This window comes from Arthrobacter sp. UYP4 (genome assembly GCF_057291175.1).
In genome coordinates this window covers 30,973-50,181 of the sequence record NZ_JBXAVU010000001.1, presented here as the reverse complement: position 1 = coordinate 50,181, position 19,209 = coordinate 30,973, and the positions used below count along the sequence as shown (strand labels likewise).

Annotated in this window: 14 protein-coding genes; 5 read left to right on the top strand and 9 right to left on the bottom strand. The window is 70.2% G+C overall.

The window, feature by feature from the left end; translation table 11 throughout:
- Positions 1–19 precede the first annotated feature (19 nt).
- Positions 20–373 (bottom strand): Rv2175c family DNA-binding protein, encoded by a 354-nt coding sequence (locus tag AC0Z9V_RS00210; RefSeq protein WP_208740248.1) that lies wholly within the window; start codon positions 371–373, stop codon positions 20–22.
- 308 nt (positions 374–681) lie between these two features.
- Here AC0Z9V_RS00210 and AC0Z9V_RS00205 point away from each other — a divergent pair, with 308 nt between their 5' ends.
- Positions 682–2,244 carry a LysM peptidoglycan-binding domain-containing protein gene (locus AC0Z9V_RS00205; protein ID WP_485140355.1) on the top strand — a complete coding sequence of 521 codons (1,563 nt, stop codon included), beginning with the start codon at positions 682–684 and terminating at the stop codon, positions 2,242–2,244.
- Between the two features lie 81 nt (positions 2,245–2,325).
- Positions 2,326–4,635 (top strand): protein kinase domain-containing protein, encoded by a 2,310-nt coding sequence (locus AC0Z9V_RS00200; RefSeq protein ID WP_485140354.1) that lies wholly within the window; start codon positions 2,326–2,328, stop codon positions 4,633–4,635.
- Positions 4,636–4,719: 84 nt separating this feature from the next.
- Here AC0Z9V_RS00200 and AC0Z9V_RS00195 read toward each other — a convergent pair whose 3' ends face one another.
- Positions 4,720–6,102 carry a class II 3-deoxy-7-phosphoheptulonate synthase gene (locus AC0Z9V_RS00195; RefSeq protein ID WP_133081648.1) on the bottom strand — a complete coding sequence of 461 codons (1,383 nt, stop codon included), beginning with the start codon at positions 6,100–6,102 and terminating at the stop codon, positions 4,720–4,722.
- Between the two features lie 99 nt (positions 6,103–6,201).
- A complete protein-coding gene (locus AC0Z9V_RS00190) occupies positions 6,202–7,062 on the bottom strand; it encodes a lysophospholipid acyltransferase family protein (protein WP_485140353.1) in 861 nt (286 codons plus the stop codon).
- A gap of 323 nt (positions 7,063–7,385) precedes the next feature.
- Here AC0Z9V_RS00190 and AC0Z9V_RS00185 point away from each other — a divergent pair, with 323 nt between their 5' ends.
- Positions 7,386–7,925, top strand: a complete 540-nt coding sequence (locus tag AC0Z9V_RS00185) for a hypothetical protein (RefSeq protein ID WP_208739795.1) — start codon at positions 7,386–7,388, stop codon at positions 7,923–7,925.
- Positions 7,926–7,937: 12 nt separating this feature from the next.
- On the opposite strand, the gene AC0Z9V_RS00180 is transcribed toward AC0Z9V_RS00185, so the two are convergent.
- Positions 7,938–9,026, bottom strand: coding sequence for an ROK family glucokinase (locus AC0Z9V_RS00180; RefSeq protein ID WP_133081645.1), 1,089 nt, complete (start codon positions 9,024–9,026; stop codon positions 7,938–7,940).
- A gap of 135 nt (positions 9,027–9,161) precedes the next feature.
- On the opposite strand from AC0Z9V_RS00180, the gene AC0Z9V_RS00175 reads away from it, so the two are divergent.
- Complete coding sequence (locus AC0Z9V_RS00175) at positions 9,162–10,970, top strand: AMP-dependent synthetase/ligase (RefSeq protein ID WP_485140352.1); 1,809 nt, start codon at positions 9,162–9,164, stop codon at positions 10,968–10,970.
- Positions 10,971–11,010: 40 nt separating this feature from the next.
- Here the strand turns inward: AC0Z9V_RS00175 and AC0Z9V_RS00170 are convergent, their stop codons facing one another.
- Positions 11,011–12,414 carry a mycothione reductase gene (locus tag AC0Z9V_RS00170; protein WP_208740902.1) on the bottom strand — a complete coding sequence of 468 codons (1,404 nt, stop codon included), beginning with the start codon at positions 12,412–12,414 and terminating at the stop codon, positions 11,011–11,013.
- A gap of 101 nt (positions 12,415–12,515) precedes the next feature.
- Positions 12,516–15,959: a pyruvate carboxylase gene (locus AC0Z9V_RS00165; protein WP_485140351.1), complete on the bottom strand. Its 3,444-nt coding sequence runs from the start codon at positions 15,957–15,959 to the stop codon at positions 12,516–12,518.
- 229 nt (positions 15,960–16,188) lie between these two features.
- Here AC0Z9V_RS00165 and AC0Z9V_RS00160 point away from each other — a divergent pair, with 229 nt between their 5' ends.
- On the top strand, positions 16,189–17,013 hold the full coding sequence (locus AC0Z9V_RS00160; protein ID WP_208740900.1) for a ParA family protein: 825 nt from the start codon (positions 16,189–16,191) through the stop codon (positions 17,011–17,013).
- A 116-nt stretch (positions 17,014–17,129) separates the two neighbouring features.
- On the opposite strand, the gene AC0Z9V_RS00155 is transcribed toward AC0Z9V_RS00160, so the two are convergent.
- The 3 genes from AC0Z9V_RS00155 to ftsR all read right to left on the bottom strand — a co-directional run bounded on the left by AC0Z9V_RS00155 (position 17,130) and on the right by ftsR (position 19,208).
- Positions 17,130–17,717 (bottom strand): MerR family transcriptional regulator, encoded by a 588-nt coding sequence (locus AC0Z9V_RS00155; RefSeq protein WP_133081640.1) that lies wholly within the window; start codon positions 17,715–17,717, stop codon positions 17,130–17,132.
- A 227-nt stretch (positions 17,718–17,944) separates the two neighbouring features.
- Positions 17,945–18,448: a bifunctional nuclease family protein gene (locus AC0Z9V_RS00150; protein ID WP_133081639.1), complete on the bottom strand. Its 504-nt coding sequence runs from the start codon at positions 18,446–18,448 to the stop codon at positions 17,945–17,947.
- 10 nt (positions 18,449–18,458) lie between these two features.
- Complete coding sequence (gene ftsR, locus AC0Z9V_RS00145; RefSeq protein ID WP_133081638.1) at positions 18,459–19,208, bottom strand: transcriptional regulator FtsR; 750 nt, start codon at positions 19,206–19,208, stop codon at positions 18,459–18,461.
- Position 19,209: the final 1 nt, after the last annotated feature.

Sequence of the window (19,209 nt, the reverse complement as noted above, 5' to 3'; positions counted from 1 at the left end):
GCCTCCGCTCAGTTCCTGCCTACCAGGCGGCTGCCTGGGCGCGACGGCGGATCTCGGTCTTCCGCCCCTCGCGCAGAGCGTCGATGGGGCGGCCCGGAAGAGTCTCGTCCTCGGTGTAGAGCCAGCGGATGATGTCCTCGTCGCCGTAGCCGGAATCGGCCAGGACGACGACGGTCCCCCGCAGGCTGTCCAGGACGGTGCCGTCGACGAGGAACTCGGTCGGCACGCTGCGGACGTTGCGGTCGCCGATCCGCACGCTGACGAGCGACCTGTCGCTGATGAGCGAGTGCACCCTGGTGATCGGCAGATCGAGGGCCTCGGCCACCTCGGGGAGATTGAGCCAGGACGGGACGAGTTGTTCGAGTTCAGTCACCGTTCAAGGGTGCCATGCTCCAGCAGCCATCTCCACTCGGGCGAGTCGGCGGACAGCGCCCCCGCGGACCGCGTATCCGGGCAATACGTCTTACGACGGGGCCCGACACGCCGACAGTCGTCTGTGCCGCCTATTGTTCGGCTCTTGTGCTACACCGCATTTCGTGTAAATTCACAGGAGTCACACAAGTAACAGTATCAACAGGTGACTCAATAGCATCACCAGCACGTGCACCGGCCCGGTTCCGAGCACCACTCCGGGCAGGTGCGTCCGCGCGGACTCAGCCGCCAACAGACGAGGAACGAACAATGACTGCCCAGCGATCGAAAGCACCGCTGAACGGCACCCGCAGGAAGGCCGTCGGCGCCAGCCCACGCGGCCTGAACGTCGCCGTGACCACCGCCGCCCTGCCCGCGGTGATTCTCTCTTCCGTGGCCCTCGCCCAACCGGCGACGGCAGCACCCGCCCCGCAGGCTTCCACCGCACGGCACCTCGCAGCGACGGTGACACCCGTTCCTGCCCGTTCCATGGTGCCCGCGGCCCTCGTCGCGAGCCAGGTCCCCGCGCAGAAGATCGCCATCGTGACGCAGACGGTGCCCAGCAGCTACACGATCAAGCCGGGCGACACGATCGGCGCGATCTCCAAGCGGTACGGGCTCTCCACGGACGCCGTCCTCAAGCTCAACCGGATGGACGCGCGCACCGTCATCTATCCCGGGCAGAAGATCAAGCTGACCGGGAGCACCGCCCCGACGGCCAAGCCGGCTCCTGCCGCCCCCGCCCCGCAGTCCGCGACGACCTACGTCGTCAAGCCCGGTGACACCCTCGGGGCCATCGCCGCCCGCAACGGCGTCAGCCTGCAGAGCCTCCTGGCCGCCAACAAGCTCTCGATGACCTCGATCATCTACCCCGGCCAGAAGCTCGGCCTCGGAGGCAAGGCACCCGCGGCGACACCGGCTCCCGCCCCTGCCCCTGCCCCTGCCGGCGGCACCTACACGGTCAAGCCGGGCGACACCCTCGGCGCCATCGCCTCGCGCACCAAGGTGGGCCTGACTGCACTCCTGAAGGCCAACAACCTGTCCATGTCGTCGATCATCCACCCCGGGCAGGTGCTGAAGCTGTCCGGCACCGCCCCGACGCAGCCGACGCCACCGAAGGCCACCCCTCCCGCTGCTGCGCCGTCCCCCGCGCCGGCGTCGGGCGCCTACACCGTCAGGGCGGGCGACACCCTGGGGGCCATCGCCTCCCGCCACGGCGTGGCGTTGAACAACCTCCTCACCGCCAACAGGATGACGACCTCCACGATCATCTACCCCGGGCAGAAGCTCACGATCCCGGTCAAGGGTGCCGCACCCGCTCCTGCTCCCGCGCCCGCTCCCGGGGGACTCGTGCCGTCGACCTTCCTCGGCTACCAGTACCCCGACAGGGTCGTCGCCGACGCGAACGCCAACAAGGCGCTGCTCAACTCCCTGCCGGCGCCGTCACCGGCCGAGATGAAGCAGATCGTCGCGGACACCGCCCGCTCCATGGGCGTGGACCCGAGCCTCGCCCTGGCCTTCGCCTTCCAGGAATCCAGCTTCAACCAGCGCTCGGTCTCCCCTGCCAACGCCATCGGCACCATGCAGGTCATCCCCTCCTCCGGGCAGTGGGCGAGCGAGCTCGTGGGCCGCAAGCTCAACCTCATGGATCCGTACGACAACGCGACGGCAGGCATAGCGATCATCCGGTCCCTCGTACGCACCAGCCCGTCACTGGACATCGCCATCGCGTCCTACTACCAGGGCCAGTACTCGGTGCAGACCAGGGGTATGTTCGAGGACACGAAGCACTACGTCGCCGCCATCAAGGCACACCAGAAGAACTTCCGGTAGGCCTTCCGGCAGGCCGGCGGGAGGGGGCGGGATCGCGTGGTGGTCCCGTCCCCTCCGGCTGCACCCGTCTAGGATCGGAGGGTGCACCAGCATCGGAAGGACCCGCTCGAGGGCACGACTGTCGACGGACGCTACATCGTCCATTCGCGGCTGGCCCGTGGCGGCATGTCCACCGTCTACCTGGCCACCGACCGCCGGCTCGACCGCCGCGTGGCGCTCAAGGTGCTGTACCCGCACCTCGCCGAGGAACCCGGCTTCATCGACCGGTTCGAGCAGGAAGCGAAATCGGCCGCCCGCCTGTCGCACCCCCACGTGGTGGGCGTCCTCGACCAGGGCGTCGACGACGCGGGCGGGCAACCCGTCGCATACCTCGTCATGGAGTTCGTTCCCGGAAGGACCCTGCGGGACGTCCTGCGGGACCGCGGGCGACTGCCCCCGCGGGAGGCGCTGCAGCTGCTGGACGCCGTCGTCGAAGGACTGGCGGCGGCTCATGAGGCCGGCCTGATCCATCGCGACGTGAAGCCGGAGAACGTACTCCTCTCCGACGCGGGACAGGTGAAGATCGCCGATTTCGGCCTCGCCCGTGCGGTCTCGGCCACCACCGGCACCGCGACCCTCGTCGGCACGGCCGCGTACCTGTCCCCCGAGCTTGTCCTCGGCAGACCTGCGGAAGCGCAGAGCGACATCTACTCGACGGGCATCATGCTCTTCGAACTCCTGACGGGCCGGCAGCCCTTCACGGGCGAGACGCCCATCCAGGTGGCGATCCAGCACGCCCAGTCCGACGTGCCCGCACCGTCACTCCTCCTTCCCGGACTGGCCGCGGACATCGACGAGCTCGTCCAGTGGTGCACGTCGCGCGACCCGGAGGACCGGCCCGTGGACGGTTCCGCCCTCCTCGGCGAACTCCGGCACATCCGGGCGACCCTCAGCGACGGGGAACTGGACTTCGCGTCCCCAGACGCGCCCGCACCGGATCCGGGACAGGACCAGCTGACGGCTGCCGTCATCCCCCGGCTCCCGTCCGGAGACGCACGGACCGAGGCCCTGTCGTGGTCCGCGCTTGCGGGCGCGGACGAGCGGGACGACACCGCCGGGTGGACCGGAGTACTGCCCGCCCGGGGACGCGAGGACAACCGCACGAGCGTCATCGAGCCGGACCGCAACGCCACCCGCGTGCTCGGGGCGATGCCGGGACGCCCGCCGTCGTCCCCGCCGTCTCCCGGTACGGCGTCCGCGGCAGGGGCGCCCGGCGGTGCACCGCTGGTCCGGCCGGCGACGGACATGACACAGGTGATACGACCGGGAGTCGACGCCGAGGCCACCCTGCCGGGCCACGGCCTCTCCGGCCCGGCCGGGTCGGAGCACGATGCCCACGCCGCCGTGCGCGGTACCGGGGGCCCCGACGGCCGGCCTGCCGGGAGCACGGCTCGTGCCCTCACCCGACGGCAGCAGGCGCGGCAGGCGCAACGGCCGCAGAAAGCCCTGCTCGGGCGAACCGCGCGACGCTCCGTGCGGGTGTTCGTGGTGCTGCTGATCCTGCTCGCCGGACTCGTCGCCGGGGCCGGCTGGTTGTTCGGCTCGGGACCGGCGGGCCTGGTCTCGCTTCCCGATGTCGCCGACGTCCCGCTCGCGGAGGCACGCGCCGCGCTGAAGGAGGAGGGCTTCGCCTCCCTGACCACCGACGAGGTCTTCTCCGAGTCCGTGCTGGCGGGCCTGGTCATCGCCACCGACCCCACGGCGTCGTCCCCGGTGCGGCGCTTCGAGAGGGTGGAACTCATCGTGTCGAAAGGCCCCGAACTGTTCCGCGTGCCCGACCTCGTCGGCAGGACCGGTGTCGACGCCGCCGCCGGGATCGGGGCGGCAGGCCTGGCGGTCGGAGCACTCGACGAGGAGTACGACGACACCGTGCCGGCAGGACTGGTGCTCCGCCAGAGCCCGGAGGAGGGAGCCGAGCGCCGCCGGAACGCTCCGGTCGACCTGGTCGTCTCCCTGGGTCCCGCGCCCATCGCGGTCCCGGACGTCACGGGCCTCACCGAGCAGGAGGCGATCGCCGCGCTGGAGCAGGCCGGACTCGAGGCGACCGTGAGCGACACGCCGGAGTACAGCCGCACCGTGCCCGCCGGGGCGGTGCTGGCACAGAGCCCGGCCGGCACAGAGGTGCAGCGGGGTACGGCCGTCGCCCTGACGCTGTCCCGGGGCCCGCGCATGGTGCGGGTCCCCAGTGTCTTCTCGCTGACGGAGGAACGCGCCGTCGCAGCCTTGGAGGACGCCGGGTTCACCGTGCAGGTGGACTACACCTTCGGCGCCGCAGTCCTCGGCCTCGTCGCCGGGCAGAGCCCGACGGGCGAGCAGCCCGAGGGGACCACGATCCGCATCACCGTCACGTAGGGCGGGACCCTTCGGCTCGTCGTCGGAACACGAAGGAGGCGGCCACCGGACGTGGCCGCCTCCTGGTTCCCCGTCGACGCGCGGTCAGCTCTTGGAGAGCGCCCCCGCGACGAGGAACGCCATCTCGAGCGACTGCATGTGGTTGAGGCGCGGGTCGCAGACCGACTCGTAGCGCTCGATGAACGCATCCTGATCGATCGGGTCCGCCCCGCCGAGGCACTCGGCGACGTCGTCGCCCGTCATCTCCACGTGGAGGCCGCCGGGGAAGGTCCCCAGGGCGTTGTGGACCTCGAAGAAGCCACGCACCTCGTCGATGACGTCGTCGAAGTTGCGCGTCTTGTACCCGTTCGGCGACGTGACGGTGTTGCCGTGCATCGGGTCCGTGACCCAGAGGACCTGCGCTCCCGAGGCCGTCACGCGCTCCACGAGCGCGGGGAGCTTCTCGCGGATGTTCTGCGCACCCATGCGGGTGATGAAGGTGAGCCTGCCCGGTTCGCGGTTCGGGTCGAGCTTGTCGATGAGCGCGAGGGCGTCGTCGCCCGATGTCGAGGGCCCGAGCTTGACGCCGATCGGGTTCCGCACGCGGGACAGGAAGTCCACGTGGGCGCCGTCGATCTCCCGTGTCCGCTCCCCGATCCACAGGAAGTGCGCCGACGTGTCGTACGGCAGCGACGTCCGCGAGTCGATCCGTGTCAGGGCCCGCTCGTAGTCGAGCAGCAGTGCTTCGTGGCTGGCGAAGAACTCGACCCGCTTCAGTGCCTCGAAGTCCGCACCGCACGCGTCCATGAAACGCACGGCCCGGTCGATCTCCCGTGCGAGCGACTCGTAGCGGGAGTGGGCAGGGTTCGCGGTGAAGCCCTTGTTCCAGTGGTGGACCAGACGCAGATCGGCGAAGCCGCCCTGCGTGAACGCACGGATGAGGTTCAGTGTGGAGGCCGAGGTGTGGTAGGCCTTCACCATCCGCGAGGCGTCGTGCCCGCGGGTCTCGGGCGTGAAGTCGTACCCGTTGACCATGTCGCCCCGGTAGGCGGGAAGGGTGACGCCGTCGCGCGTCTCGTCGTTGGACGAGCGGGGCTTGGCGAACTGGCCTGCCATCCGGCCCATCTTGATGACCGGCAGGGACGCGCCGTAGGTGAGGACGACGGCCATCTGGAGGATCGTGCGGACGCGGGCGCTGATCTTGTCCGCCGTCGCGCCGTCGAAGGTCTCCGCACAATCTCCGCCCTGCAGGAGGAATGCCTTCCCCTGCGCCGCGGCCGCCAGCCGCTCACGCAGCACGTCCACCTCTCCGGCGAAGACGAGCGGCGGAAGGCTCGAGAGTTCCTTGACCGACGCCGAATAGACTCCGGGGTCCTGCCACGAGGGCTGCTGGGCCGCGGTCAACGAACGCCAGGCATCGAGGCCGGCGGTGGTGGACAGGGCGGGTGCCGCGGTGCGGGGAAGGACGGGAGCTAGTGAATCAGTCACAGGCAAATTCTACGGGCTGGACGTCCAGCACCCGATTCGGCCTGTCACGGCGGCTTCGCGGGATGTCACACAGTCCGGGCGGGACGGGACGGAGTCGCCCTAGCGGGCCTCGGGGCCGGCGTCCTTTCCGTCGTCGGCCCGGGCGGCCGCGTCGGCGGACGGTGCGCGGCCGACCTCGGTGACGGATCCCGGCGCCGGTCCGCTCGCGTCCTGGGAGATCCGCACGGCGGCACGACGGCTGTCCGCTCCCGGCTTGGGCGTCTTGCGGCCGGCGGCCTTCTCCGCTGCCAGGCGCTCCTTGACCGTGCTCGCGTAGGCGTCGACGTACTCCTGCCCGGACAGCCGCATCAGCTCGTACATGATCTCGTCGGTGACCGAGCGCTGGACGAAGCGGTCGTCCTCGAGTCCCTCGTAGCGCGTGAAGTCGAGCGGCTCGCCGATGATGATGCCCACGCGCCGGATGTTGGGGATGCGGCGGCCGATGGGCTGCACCTTGTCCGTCCCGATCATCGCCACCGGGATCACCGGTACGCCGGTCGCCAGGACCAGCTTCGCGACTCCCGTCTTCCCCCGGTACAGGCGTCCGTCAGGGCTGCGGGTGCCCTCGGGGTAGATCCCGAGGATGCCGCCGTCGTTCAGGATGTCCATGCCGGCCGTCAGGGAGGACGACGACGCCGCACCGCCCGAACGGTCCATCGGCAGCTGGTTCGACAGCCGGAAGAAGAGGGCGGTCAGCCTGCCCTTCAGGCCCTTCCCCGTGAAGTACTCCGACTTGGCGAGGAACACGACCGGGCGCGGGACGACGATCGGCAGGAAGATCGAGTCGGAGAAGGACAGGTGGTTGCTGACGATCACCGCCGGGCCCGACGAGGGGATGTTGTCGAGGCCCTTGACCCAGGGGCGGAAGAGGAGGTTGAGGATCGGACCGACGATGATCCGCTTCATCACCCAATAGAACACGCTGCTCGTCCTCCCTGCATGGACGGTCCGGCACTGTGCGTGCCGCCCGCTTTTCTCCTGTGGAAGCCTACTCTAAGGGCGTGCGGCCCCTGGACGACGTGCGGGCCTCCCCGCCGCGTCCTGTCCTGTCCGGCCCGGAGGGGTTCGCCGCCGTCCTGCCGTGCGGTGCACCCGGTGCCCGCAAGGACTCCGGAACGCCGGCAGGCGGTTGACGTAGCGCCGCGCGATGTCCACGATTGAACCAGCACGCCCTCTGAATCCCAGAACGCCGGGCGGATCACATCCGACGCCGGGCCGCAGCACGCGACAGCAGGTACCGAGATATGGGCCCCCGAGGTCAGGAACCGAACGAATCCACCGATGACGCCGTCTGGCAGGACCTCGTGGCGCGGCTCGAAGGGACAGCCACGGACGCCGGCCCCGGCGGGGAGCACCGCTCCGGCGCGTCGCCCGCCGGAACGCCGGATGCGGAGCGGAACGGCCACGGGGCGGACGGCCTGACCGACCTGGGCGAGTCCGGGACCGCTCCGACGGCGAGGGAGCGCGCCGACGCGATCTTCCGCAACCAGCCGCTCCGCTCCGAGGGACCGCGCGACTACGACGCGCCGGCGGACTCGGAGGACGACGAGGGCTTCACCCCGGAGGAGCCGCCGCCGCTCGGCACGGGCGATCCACTGACCGTCCTGGCCTGGATCGGGGCGGCGGGCGGGCCCGTCATGCTCCTCCTGTTCGCCATGTTCTGGCGGGACGCACCGCTCGCCGCCACGCTCGGCGTCCTGGCCCTGTTCCTCGCCGGGGCGGGATACCTCATCAGCAGGCTGCCCACCCACCGGGATCTGGGGGACGACGGCGCCGAGGTGTAGCGCCGTCGCGGTTCAGGTTCCGCTGCGCGAGAGCAGCCGTGAGAGGTCCGCGGCGCCGATGAGGCCGGCCTCCGGACCGAGCGCCGCCCGCTCGATCCGGGCCGCGGGCCGGAAGCCGCGACCGGTCAGATTGCGTCCGAAGGCGCGCCTCGCCGGGTCCAGCAGGAGTTCACCCGCCGCGCTCAGACCACCGCCGATCACGAAGGTCCCCGGATCCAGGGCTGCCGCGAGGTTCGCCAGCCCCAGGCCCAGCCACTGCCCGACGTCGTCGACCAGTTCACGCGACGCCGGGTCACCCTCCATCGCGAGGCGGGTCACGAGCGCGCCCGTGATCGCCGCATCGTCACCGGTAGCGGCGGCGATGATGGCCTGCGCCACGGGGGAGTTCGCGGCCGCGAGTTCCCGGGCCTCGCGGCCCAGCGCGTTGCCGGACGCGTACTGCTCCCAGCACCCACGGTTGCCGCACTCGCAGCGGTGACCCTGCGGCACGATGATCTGGTGCCCGAACTCACCGGCGACGCCGTACCGGCCGCGCTCGACGCGGCCGCCCAGGATCATCGCCCCTCCGATACCGGTGCCCAGGGTGACGCAGACCAGACGCGACTCACCCCGGCCCGCACCGAAACGCCACTCGGCCCAGGCTGCGGCGTCGGCGTCGTTGACGACCGTCACCCGGCGCCGGAGCAGCTTCTCGAGGTTCCGGCGCAGCGGCTCGTTGCGCCAGGCGAGGTGGGGACTGAACAGGACGGTGCTGTTGGAGAGGTCCATCCAGCCGGCGGCACCGATGCCGATCGAGCGGATCCGGTACTCGTGTGACAGTTCACGGACGAGGTCGGTGATGACCGACTCCACCGCGCGCGGGTCCTGGCCCGGCGTCGCGCGACGCGCCTCGGCGAGGATCCGCCCGTGGACGTCCACCACGCCCGCGGCCACCTTCGTGCCGCCGATGTCGACGCCGACCGCGAGTCCGCGACGCGCCGGATTGGGGAAGGTGCTCCGGGCGGCCCTCGCGGTCAGCGGACCGTTGCCTCGCCAGCCGGGACCGGACTCGGTGCGCGGGCGCCGGCCGCGGGGGCCGGACGTCTCGGGCAGAATCGGCATGCGGTCCCTCCGGAGTCGTGGGGGCGCGCGGACACGCCACCGTTATCGATTCGTACATTACTGGACCGTAATCTGGGGAGGTGAACCTATAGGCTGAAGCGACCCCGCGGTCAAGGTGATATCGAAGGAGCTATCGTGCGTGACATCAGCGTTCCCGTCCTCGTGGACGTCCCCCGCCAGAGCAACACGGCGGACCTCGTGATCCGGCAGGCGGCCAAGCCGTCGAACCCGGCGCTGTTCGCCGTCAAGGGGGCCTCGGGCGAGTGGACGGACATCCGGGCCACGGAGTTCCGCCGCCAGGTGGAGGACGTCGCGAAGGGCCTCATCGCCTCGGGCGTGCAGCCCGGTGACCGTGTGGCCATCATGGCCCGCACCCGGTACGAGTGGTCGCTGGCGGACTTCGCCATCTGGTTCGCCGGCGCCGTCTCCGTCCCGGTCTACGAGACCTCCTCCCCCGCGCAGGTCGCCTGGATCCTCAGCGACTCCGGCGCGGTCGGGGCCTTCGTGGAGTCCGCCCGCCACGAGAACGTGGTGCGCGAGGCGGTGGCGCTCGAGGGGATCGCGTCCCTGCAGCACGTCTGGCAGTTCGACGGGGACGGACTGGACACCCTGCGCACCGCCGGTGTCGGCACGGACGAGCAGACGCTGTCCGACCGCCGTGCCTATGCAGGGCTCGACGACGTCGCGACCATCATCTACACCTCCGGCACCACGGGGAAGCCGAAGGGCTGCGAACTGACGCACGGCAACTTCGTTGAACTCTCGGAGAACGCCGCGGCAGCACTGCCCGAAGTGGCGCGCGAGGGCGGCCAGACCATCATGTTCCTGCCCCTGGCGCACGTCTTCGCGCGCTTCATCTCGGTACTCTGCGTCGCGGCGGGAGCCACCGTGGCCCACACCCCCGACGTCAAGAACCTGCTCCCGGACCTCCAGAGCTACAAGCCGACCTTCATCCTGGCCGTGCCGCGCGTCTTCGAGAAGGTCTACAACAACTCGATGCTGAAGGCCGAGGACGGCGGCAAGGGCAGGATCTTCCACGCCGGCGCGGACATCGCGATCGCCTGGTCGAAGGCCGAGCAGGCGGGCAGGATCCCGCTGGGCCTGAAGGTCAAGCACGCCGTCTTCGACCGGCTGCTCTACGGCAAGATCCGCACCGCGATGGGTGGCCGCGTGCAGCACGCGGTCTCCGGCGGCGCTCCGCTCGGTGACCGGCTCGGCCACTTCTTCCACGGCATCGGGCTGATGGTGCTCGAGGGCTACGGCCTGACGGAGACCACGGCGCCCATCACCGTGAACACCCCCAGGCGCATCAAGATCGGCACCGTCGGGGCACCCCTCCCGGGCAACGCCGTGCGGATCGCGGACGACGGCGAGATCCTCACCCAGGGTGTCTGCGTCATGAAGGGCTACTTCAACCGCCCGGAGCTCACCGACGAGGCCTTCGTCGACGGCTGGTTCCGTACCGGCGACATCGGCGAACTGGACGACGACGGTTTCCTGCGCATCACGGGCCGCAAGAAGGAGATCATCGTGACGGCCAGCGGCAAGAACGTCATCCCCGCGATGCTGGAGGACGCCATCCGCGCGAACGCCCTGGTCTCGCAGTGCGTCGTGATCGGCGACCAGCGTCCCTTCATCTCGGCGCTCATCACCCTCGACGAGGAAGCGCTGCCGGGCTGGCTCGAGCGGCACCAGCTCCCCGCCGGCACCACCATGGCGGAGGCCTCGGAACATCCGACGGTGCTCCACGAGATCCAGGAGCTCGTGGACACGGCCAACACGACGGTGTCGCGGGCCGAAGCGATCAAGGTGTTCCGGATCGTGCCGACCGACTTCACGGAGACGACCGGGCACCTGACCCCGTCCCTCAAGATCAAGCGCGCCCAGGTCCTCAAGGACTACTCGGACGTCGTCGAGTCGATCTACTCGACCGCCAAGGTCTAGGCGATGGTCCCTCCGCAGACCCTGCGGAGGGACGGTCGCCTCAGTCGAGCGCGAGGTTCAGGAGCGCGTTCTCGACCACCTCGGTGAGCGCGGGATGGATCCAGTACTGTCCGCGCGCCATCGAGCGGGCATCGAGGCCGAAGGACATCGCCTGGATCAGGGGCTGGATGATCATGGACGCCTCGTGGCCGAGGATGTGCGCACCCAGGATCCGTCCTGTCGACCGCTCGGCGATGATCTTCGCGAACCCTTGGGTGTCCTCCATGGCCCACCCGTACGCCGTCGACCCGTAGTGCTGCACGGCGGTCACGATCGTGGTGCCCGACGCCTCGGCATGGAGGAGCGCCTCCTCCTCGGTCATGCCGACCGAGGCCGCCTGCGGGTGGGAGAACACCGCGGACGGCACGAACCGGTGGTCGCTCGCCCGCAGGGCCTCCGGGTGCAGCAGGTTGTGCGCGACGATCTTCGCCTCGTGGTTCGCCACGTGCTTGAGCTGGTGGGCGCTGCTCACGTCACCCAGGGACCACAACCCCTCGACCGGCCGCCCGTCGCGCAGCACCCGCTGGTACTCGTCGACCGCGAGGCGCCCGTCGTCGTGCAGGTCCAGGCCGGCGTCCGACGCGCCGAGCCTGTCCGTGTTGGGAGTGCGACCCACGGCCATGAGGACGGCATCGACCTCGAGGTCCACCGCACCGGCGGGCCCGCTGAGGCGCACGGTCACGCTGCCGTCGTCGTTGGCGGTGATCCCGGTGACATCGGTGTCGAGCCGGAGGTCCCACTGCCGCGCCGCGTGCTCGGTGAAGGCCTCGGAGACGGTCTCGTCGAGCTGCCGCAGCATACCCCCGGAACGGACCGCGATGGTCACATCGGTCCCGAAGGAGCCGAAGACGTGGGCGAACTCCGCTGCGATGTACCCGCCGCCCACGATCAGCAGGCGCCGTGGCCGGTCCTGAAGGCGCATCACGGTATCCGACGTGTGCACCTGCGGCAGGGAGATGCCCGGGATCTCGGGCAGGACGGCGCGGGAGCCCGCGGCGATGACCACCTGGTCGGCGGTGACCAGATCACCCGACGCCGTCTCGAACGACGTCTCCCCGGTCAGCCGCACGTACTCCTCGATGAGCGTCACGTTCTCGAGTTCGTCGGCGCGGTAGGCCCTCCCGCCCGAGGAGATGGCATCGATCCGGGTGAAGATCCTGTCCCGGATGTCGCTCCAGCGCACGCGGTCGAGGGTGAGGTCCACGCCGAGGCGCGAGGACTCCCCGGCCGCCGCGGCCAGCTGGGCCGGATAGACGTACATCTTCGTGGGGATACATCCCACGTTGAGGCACGTGCCGCCGAAGGTACCGCCGTCGACGAGGACGACCTTCCGGTCAGCCCATTCCGGCGAGATGAGCGTGTTGCCGGAGCCGGAGCCGATGACGGCGAGGTCGTAGTGGGTCACACGACGCAGTCTAGCCGCGCCCGGGCCGACAGCAGGCCGGAGCTGCACCCCCCCCATTCCCCGAGCCTGCCGGCTCCTCCCCCTCGATCCGACCCGTGGCGTCAGGCGGGGGTGATGGTGAGGAGGAGGTCTCCTCCCTGGGCGGGTCGGGTGCCGGTGAACGTGGTGCGCTGGATGGTGCCGGTGATGGGGGTGGTGATGTTGGCTTCCATCTTCATGGCTTCGATGGTGGCGACAGTGTCTCCGGCGGTGACGGCGGTTCCTTCGGTGAGGGTGATGGTGACGGACCCGGCGAAGGGTGCAGGGATGTGGCCGGGGGTGCCGGGGTCGGCTTTCTCGGCGGTCTTCACGTCACTGGTGGCGTTCTTGTCCCGGATGGCCACGGGTCGCATCTGCCCGTTGAGGGTGCACATGACGGTACGCATGCCCTTCTCGTCGGGGTCGGACACGGCTTCGAGGGTCGCGATGAGCCGGACGCCCTTGTCGAGTTCGATGACGTGTTCGGTGCCCGGTTGCAGCCCGTAGAGGTAGTCCGCGGTGCCGAGCACGGACACGTCCCCGTACGTGTCCCTCGTGGCGGTGAAGTCCCTGGTGGGTCCGGCGAAGAGCAGCCGGTTCAGGGCCTGCCGGCGCTCGGCGGGCGTCCCGGCGAGGTCCTTCCGGTCCTCGGCGGTGATGTCCGCGTCGCGTGGTTTGAGTTCGCGTCCCTTCAGGGCTTTGCTCCGGAAGGGTTCGGGCCAACCGCCGGGCGGGTTGCCGAGGTCTCCGTTGAGGAATCCGATGACCGAATCGGGGATGTCGTAGTCCTGCGGGTTGTCCTGGAACGCGGCGGGGTCCGCGTTGGAGCCGACCAGGGCCAGGGCGAGGTCCCCGACGACCTTGGAGGACGGGGTGACTTTCACCAGGCGTCCGAGGATCCTGTCCGCCGCCGTGTACATGTCCTCGATCGCCTCGAAGCGCTCCCCCAGTCCGAGCGCGATGGCCTGCTGCTTGAGGTTGGAGAGCTGCCCGCCGGGGATCTCGTGCCGGTAGACCCGACCGGTGGGGCCGGGCAGGCCGGATTCGAACGGGGCGTACATGCGCCGCACGGCCTCCCAGTAGGGTTCCAGCGCGCACACGGCATCCAGGTCCAGGCCGGTGTCCCGGGGCGTGTGGGCCAAGGCCGCGACCAGGGCCGAGGCGGAGGGCTGGCTGGTGGTCCCGGCCAGGGGTGCGCTGGCCACGTCCACGGCGTCCACCCCGGCGTCGACCGCGGCCAGGAGGGTCGCGAGCTGGCCGCCGGCGGTGTCGTGGGTGTGCAGGTGCACGGGCACCTCGAAGCGTTCCCGCAGGGCGGTCACCAGTTTCGCGGCCGCGGCGGGACGCAGGAGCCCGGCCATGTCCTTGATCGCCAGGATGTGTGCCCCGGCGCCCACGATCCGCTGGGCGAGGTCGAGATAGTAGTCCAGGGTGTAGAGCGTCTCGGCGGGGTCGAGCATGTCGGCCGTGTAGCACAGGGCGACCTCGGCGACCGCGGTCCCGGTGTCCCGGACCGCGCGGATGGCCGGTTCCATCTGGGACACGTCGTTCAGCGCGTCGAAGATCCTGAAGATGTCGATACCCGACGCGGCCGCTTCCTGCACGAAGGCCGTGGTGACGGCTTCGGGATAGGGGGTGTAGCCGACGGTGTTCCGGCCGCGCAGCAGCATCTGCAGGCAGATGTCCGGGATCTGGCGGCGCAGCGCGTCCAGGCGCTCCCACGGGTCCTCCCCCAGGAACCGCAGCGCCACGTCATAGGTCGCCCCGCCCCACGCCTCCACCGACAGCAATCCCGGGGTCAGCGCCGACACCGACGCACCCGCGGCGACCAGGTCACGGGTCCGCACCCGTGTGGCCAGCAGCGACTGGTGCGCGTCCCGGAACGTCGTGTCCGTCACCGCCACAGCGGTCTGCTCCCGCAACGCCCGCGCGAAGCCCTCCGGCCCGAGCTCCAGCAGGCGCTGCCGGCTCCCCATCGGAGCCTGCGCGTCCTGCCGGTCCTCGGGCTCACCGTGGGCCAGGGCGGTCGATGCGGGCAGTTCGGGGAGTTTCTCCCGTGGGTCGAGGTGCGCGGGCCGTGCCCCGTTGGGCTGGTTCACGGTCACGTCCGCGAGCCAGGTGAGCAGCTTCGTGCCGCGGTCCGCCGGGATGCGGGCGGTGAGCAGTTCGGGACGCTCGTCGATGAAGGAGGTGGCGACGTTCCCGGCGATGAAGTCCGGGTCGTCCAGGACCGCCTGCAGGAAGGAGATGTTCGTGGAGACACCGCGGACCCGGAACTCCGCCAACGCACGCCTCGCCCTCGTGACGGCGGCCGGGTAGTCCCGGCCCCGGCAGGTGAGCTTCACCAGCATCGAGTCGAAGTGCGGGCTGATCTCCGCCCCCGCATACACCGTCCCGCCGTCCAGGCGTACCCCGGCTCCGCCGGCGGACCGGTACGCGGAGATCCGTCCCACATCGGGCCGGAACCCGTTCGCCGGGTCCTCCGTCGTGATGCGGCTTTGCAGGGCGGCGCCGCGCAGGCTCACCGTCTCCTGCGACAGGCCCAGATCCTTGAGGGTCTCCCCGGCGGCGATCCGCAGCTGGGACTGCACGAGGTCCACGTCGGTGACCTCCTCGGTGACCGTGTGCTCGACCTGGATGCGCGGGTTCATCTCGATGAACACGTGCTGGCCGGCCCGCTCCCCGACCGTGTCCACGAGGAACTCCACGGTGCCCGCGTTCACATAGCCCAGCGCGGTCGCGAACTTCACCGCGTCCCGGTGCAGGGCCTGCCGGATCCCCTCGTCCAGGTTCGGCGCCGGGGCGATCTCGATGACCTTCTGGTGCCGGCGCTGCAGCGAGCAGTCCCGCTCGAACAGGTGCATGACGTTGCCCTCGGCGTCGGCGAGGATCTGCACCTCGATGTGCCGGGGCCGCAGCACCGCCTGCTCCAGGAACATCGTCGGATCCCCGAACGCGGACTGGGCCTCACGCATCGCCGCCTCCAGGGCCTCCGGCAACGCCTCGCGGGTATCCACCCGCCGCATCCCGCGCCCACCGCCACCGGCCACGGCCTTCGCGAACACCGGGAACCCGATCTCGTCCGCCGCGGCGATCAGCTCGTCCACATCGGCGCTCGGCCGCGAGGACGCCAGCACCGGGATGCCCGCCGCCCGGGCCGCGTCCAACGCCTTGACCTTGTTCCCGGCGAGCTCCAGCACGTCCGCCGGCGGACCCACGAACGTGATCCCCGCGTCCGCCGCAGCCCGGGCCAACCCCGGATTCTCCGACAGGAACCCGTAGCCCGGGTAGATCGCGTCACAGCCGGCCTCGACCGCGACCCGGATGATCTCCTCGATGTCCAGGTACGCCCGCACCGGGTGGCCCTCCTCACCGATCAGATACGCCTCGTCGGCCTTCTGCCGGTGGATCGAGTTCCGGTCCTCGTGCGGGAACACCGCCACCGTCTTCGCGCCCACCTCATGACCGGCCCGAAATGCACGAATGGCGATCTCGCCACGATTAGCCACCAGAATCTTCGAGAACATCGTGCTCCTGCATCCTTGCCGGTCGGGTTCCTCACGCTGGACTGATCCTACCCGGCACGTCCGCCACGTCGAGGGCCCCTGACACGGCACGAAACGCACGGGGCGTCGTCGTCCCGGTGATGGACATCCCTGCCGTTCCGGGCGTCGGGCGGGGCCACCCTATGATGGACGGGGATCAAGAGCGAGCCGCCTTCCTCCATGGCGGTTCCGGATAGGTGTGGGTTCGAACGTGCAGGTAGTGAGCATCAGCAGCCTCAAGGGCGGCGTGGGCAAGACGTCGGTCACCACGGGGTTGGCCTCGGCCGCACTTGCAGCCGGCATCCCGACGCTCGTCGTCGACCTCGATCCGCACGCGGATGCGACCACGGCCCTCGGCGTGAAGCCGTCGGACCAGACCGACATCGGGCGCCTGCTGAAGAATGCGCGGCGCGGCGACCTGGCCGGCAACACGGTCCCGAGCGGCTGGGTGGCGACTGCCGCCCGGCATTCGAGAGCGCGCACGTCCACGCTCGACGTCGCCATGGGATCCGCCTATTCCGGGATCTACGACCGTCCGGATCTCGGGCGCCGTGACCAGCGCCGGCTGGCGACGCTCCTGTCCCGCGTCGAGGGCTACAGCCTGGTGCTGATCGACTGCCCGCCGTCCCTCAACGGACTGACGCGCATCGCATGGACCGCCAGCAACAAGGTCCTGCTCGTGGCAGAGCCGGGCCTGTTCTCCGTCGCGGGGACCGAGCGCACCATGCGGGCCCTCGAGCTCTTCCGCCGCGAATTCGCACCCGACCTCAAGACCGCGGGCATCGTCGCGAACCGGGTGCGCTCGACGTCGGACGAGCACACGTTCCGGCTCCGCGAGATGCGGCAGATGTTCGGTGGCCTGCTGCTGAGCCCCACGATCCCCGAGCAGGCGAACTGGCAGCAGATCCAGGGGGCCGCCCACTCGGTCCACCACTGGCCGGGTGAGTCGGCGCGCCAGGCATCGGGCTACTTCGACGACCTCCTGAAGAGCGTCGTCGATTCCGGCAGGATGCGGAGCCGCAGCCCGAAGCGCTGACCGGACCGATCCTTCAGGGGGACGAACGCCCCGATCAGGGGGTGCGGAGCTTCCTGCTCCCGAGCCGCGCCGTGTCAGGGCGGGCGATGCCGTCAGGACGGACCCTGAGCCGGCTGTCAGCTGATCTTGCGCGTCGCCCGGCGCTTGCTGAGTTCGTCGCCGGGGTACTCCTGGTCGGGAGCATGCTCGCTCGGAAGGGCCGCGAGGCTTCCTTCGACCTCACGCCACACCCGGCCGACCGCGATCCCGAAGACGCCCTGTCCGCCCTGCACGAGGTCGATGACCTCGTCAGCGGACGTGCACTCGTAGACGCTCGCGCCGTCGCTCATGAGCGTGATCTGGGCGAGGTCCTCGACGCCCCGCTCACGGAGGTGCTCCACGGCGGTGCGGATCTGCTGGAGGGACACCCCGGTGTCCAGCAGGCGCTTGACCACCTTGAGGACGAGGATGTCGCGGAATCCGTAGAGGCGGTGCGTGCCCGATCCCGAAGCCCCGCGGACAGCGGGTTCGACGAGCCCGGTACGTGCCCAGTAGTCGAGCTGCCGGTAGGTGATGCCTGCGGCCTTGCAGGCGGTGGGACCGCGATATCCGGCGTCTTCGTCGAGAACGGGGAGGTCTTCCGTGAACAGTAAGCCCTGGGCGCTCGGCGGGACACCAGCGCCTGCCGGGCTGGATGCCTTGCCGGCGTCACCCTTCGGACTCACGTGCTGCCTCCTCGTCGGGTTCCCGGGGACATTTGCCGGGCGGGCGGAACCTCAGGATGTGCACTCAAGTGTGCCCCGGGCCCCCCGCACACGCAATGGGAACTGTATGCTTCGACGTTAGATCGCGGGAGGGTCGAGGTCAAAGATGCTGGGCCCCAAGGGTCGGCGTGTCGCCTGCGGCTCGCCGATCGCGCCTCCGACGGTGGGCCTGCAGCCCACCCGGGCCGTCAGCGCTCGAAGTCCTCGGGCTCGACATCGGCGAGGAACTCCCGGAACTGGAGCACCTCCTTCTCGGCGGTCTCCTCCGTGTCGCCGTCCTCCGCGTCCTCCGCGTCGGCATCGGCGATCTCGACGCCGGCGACCGCCAGGACCTCGTCGGCACAGTAGATGGGACAGGGCACGCGCAGTGCGACGGCCAGGGCGTCCGAGGCCCGCGAACTCACCGTCACGCCGTCACTGAAGACGAGCTGCGCGTGGTAGACCGTGTCCTCCACCGAGGTGATGCGTACCTCGGAGATCTCCTTGCCCGCCGCGGCGACGACGTCGACGAGCAGATCGTGGGTCATGGGCCGTGGCGGCACGATGCCCTGCTGCACGAAGGCGATGGCACTGGCCTCCGGCGCTCCGATCCAGATGGGCAGGTGACGCTCCCCCGCGGTCTCCTTGAGCAGGACCAGGGGCTGGTTCGACGGCAGTTCGATCCGCACGCCCACCACTTCTACTTCGATCACGGGATGCCGCCTAACTATCCATCCGGGCTATCTGGCTGTGCACCAGGGCACTGTGCAGGCCGAGGCACAACTCGCTGATCTCACGCGCCGTCTCCGCGGCCCGCGCCTTCGATGCCACGTCCTTGCGGGAGGCGACGGGGGCGACGACCCGCTCGACGAGCCCGAGTTCGCGGTCGGCGGCCGCGCGGAACGGCCTCAGGTGGCGGGGCTCGATCCCGTGGCTCTCGAGCTGGACGCACGCCCTGGTGATCTTGAGGGCGTGCTCGTCGAAGCGGTTGTCCACGGCGGTGATCAGCCCGAAACTCACGAGGTCGTCGACGAGCCTCCGGGGCGCGCCCGCCTCGGCGGCGAGGGTCTCCGCCGTCAGCCTCCGTCCGTGCGCAGTGAGCTCGCGGGAGAGCTGGTCGGACACCACCCGCGGGGAGAGCGTCATGCCTCCGGGCAGCGAATCGGGACGTTCGCCGCGGTCGATCGCGTCGACGTAGTCCTTGATGACCTTCAGCGGGAGGTACTGGTCCCGCTGCAGTGCGAGGACGAAGCGCAGCTGTTCGACATCGTGTCCGGTGTACTTGCGGTACCCGGCACGCGTGCGCTGCGGGGAGATCAGACCCTTCTCCTCGAGGAAACGGATCTTCGACGCCGTCACCTGGGGGAAATCCCCGGCCAGTTCGCGCAGGACCTCACCGATGTTCAGGACACCGGAGCCGGAGAGGCCGGACGCGACGCCGGCCGGGCGGCGGGCGGGTTGGGAGGAAGGCATG

What these genes read in the sequence shown, in the direction of transcription:
- AC0Z9V_RS00205 (WP_485140355.1), top strand. Translation starts at nt 682, where the DNA reads ATGACTGCCCAGCGATCGAAAGCACCGCTGAACGGCACCCGCAGGAAG.
- AC0Z9V_RS00185 (WP_208739795.1), top strand. Translation starts at nt 7,386, where the DNA reads ATGGGCCCCCGAGGTCAGGAACCGAACGAATCCACCGATGACGCCGTC.
- AC0Z9V_RS00180 (WP_133081645.1), bottom strand. Translation starts at nt 9,026, where the DNA reads ATGCCGATTCTGCCCGAGACGTCCGGCCCCCGCGGCCGGCGCCCGCGC.
- AC0Z9V_RS00165 (WP_485140351.1), bottom strand. Translation starts at nt 15,959, where the DNA reads ATGTTCTCGAAGATTCTGGTGGCTAATCGTGGCGAGATCGCCATTCGT.
- ftsR (WP_133081638.1), bottom strand. Translation starts at nt 19,208, where the DNA reads ATGCCTTCCTCCCAACCCGCCCGCCGCCCGGCCGGCGTCGCGTCCGGC.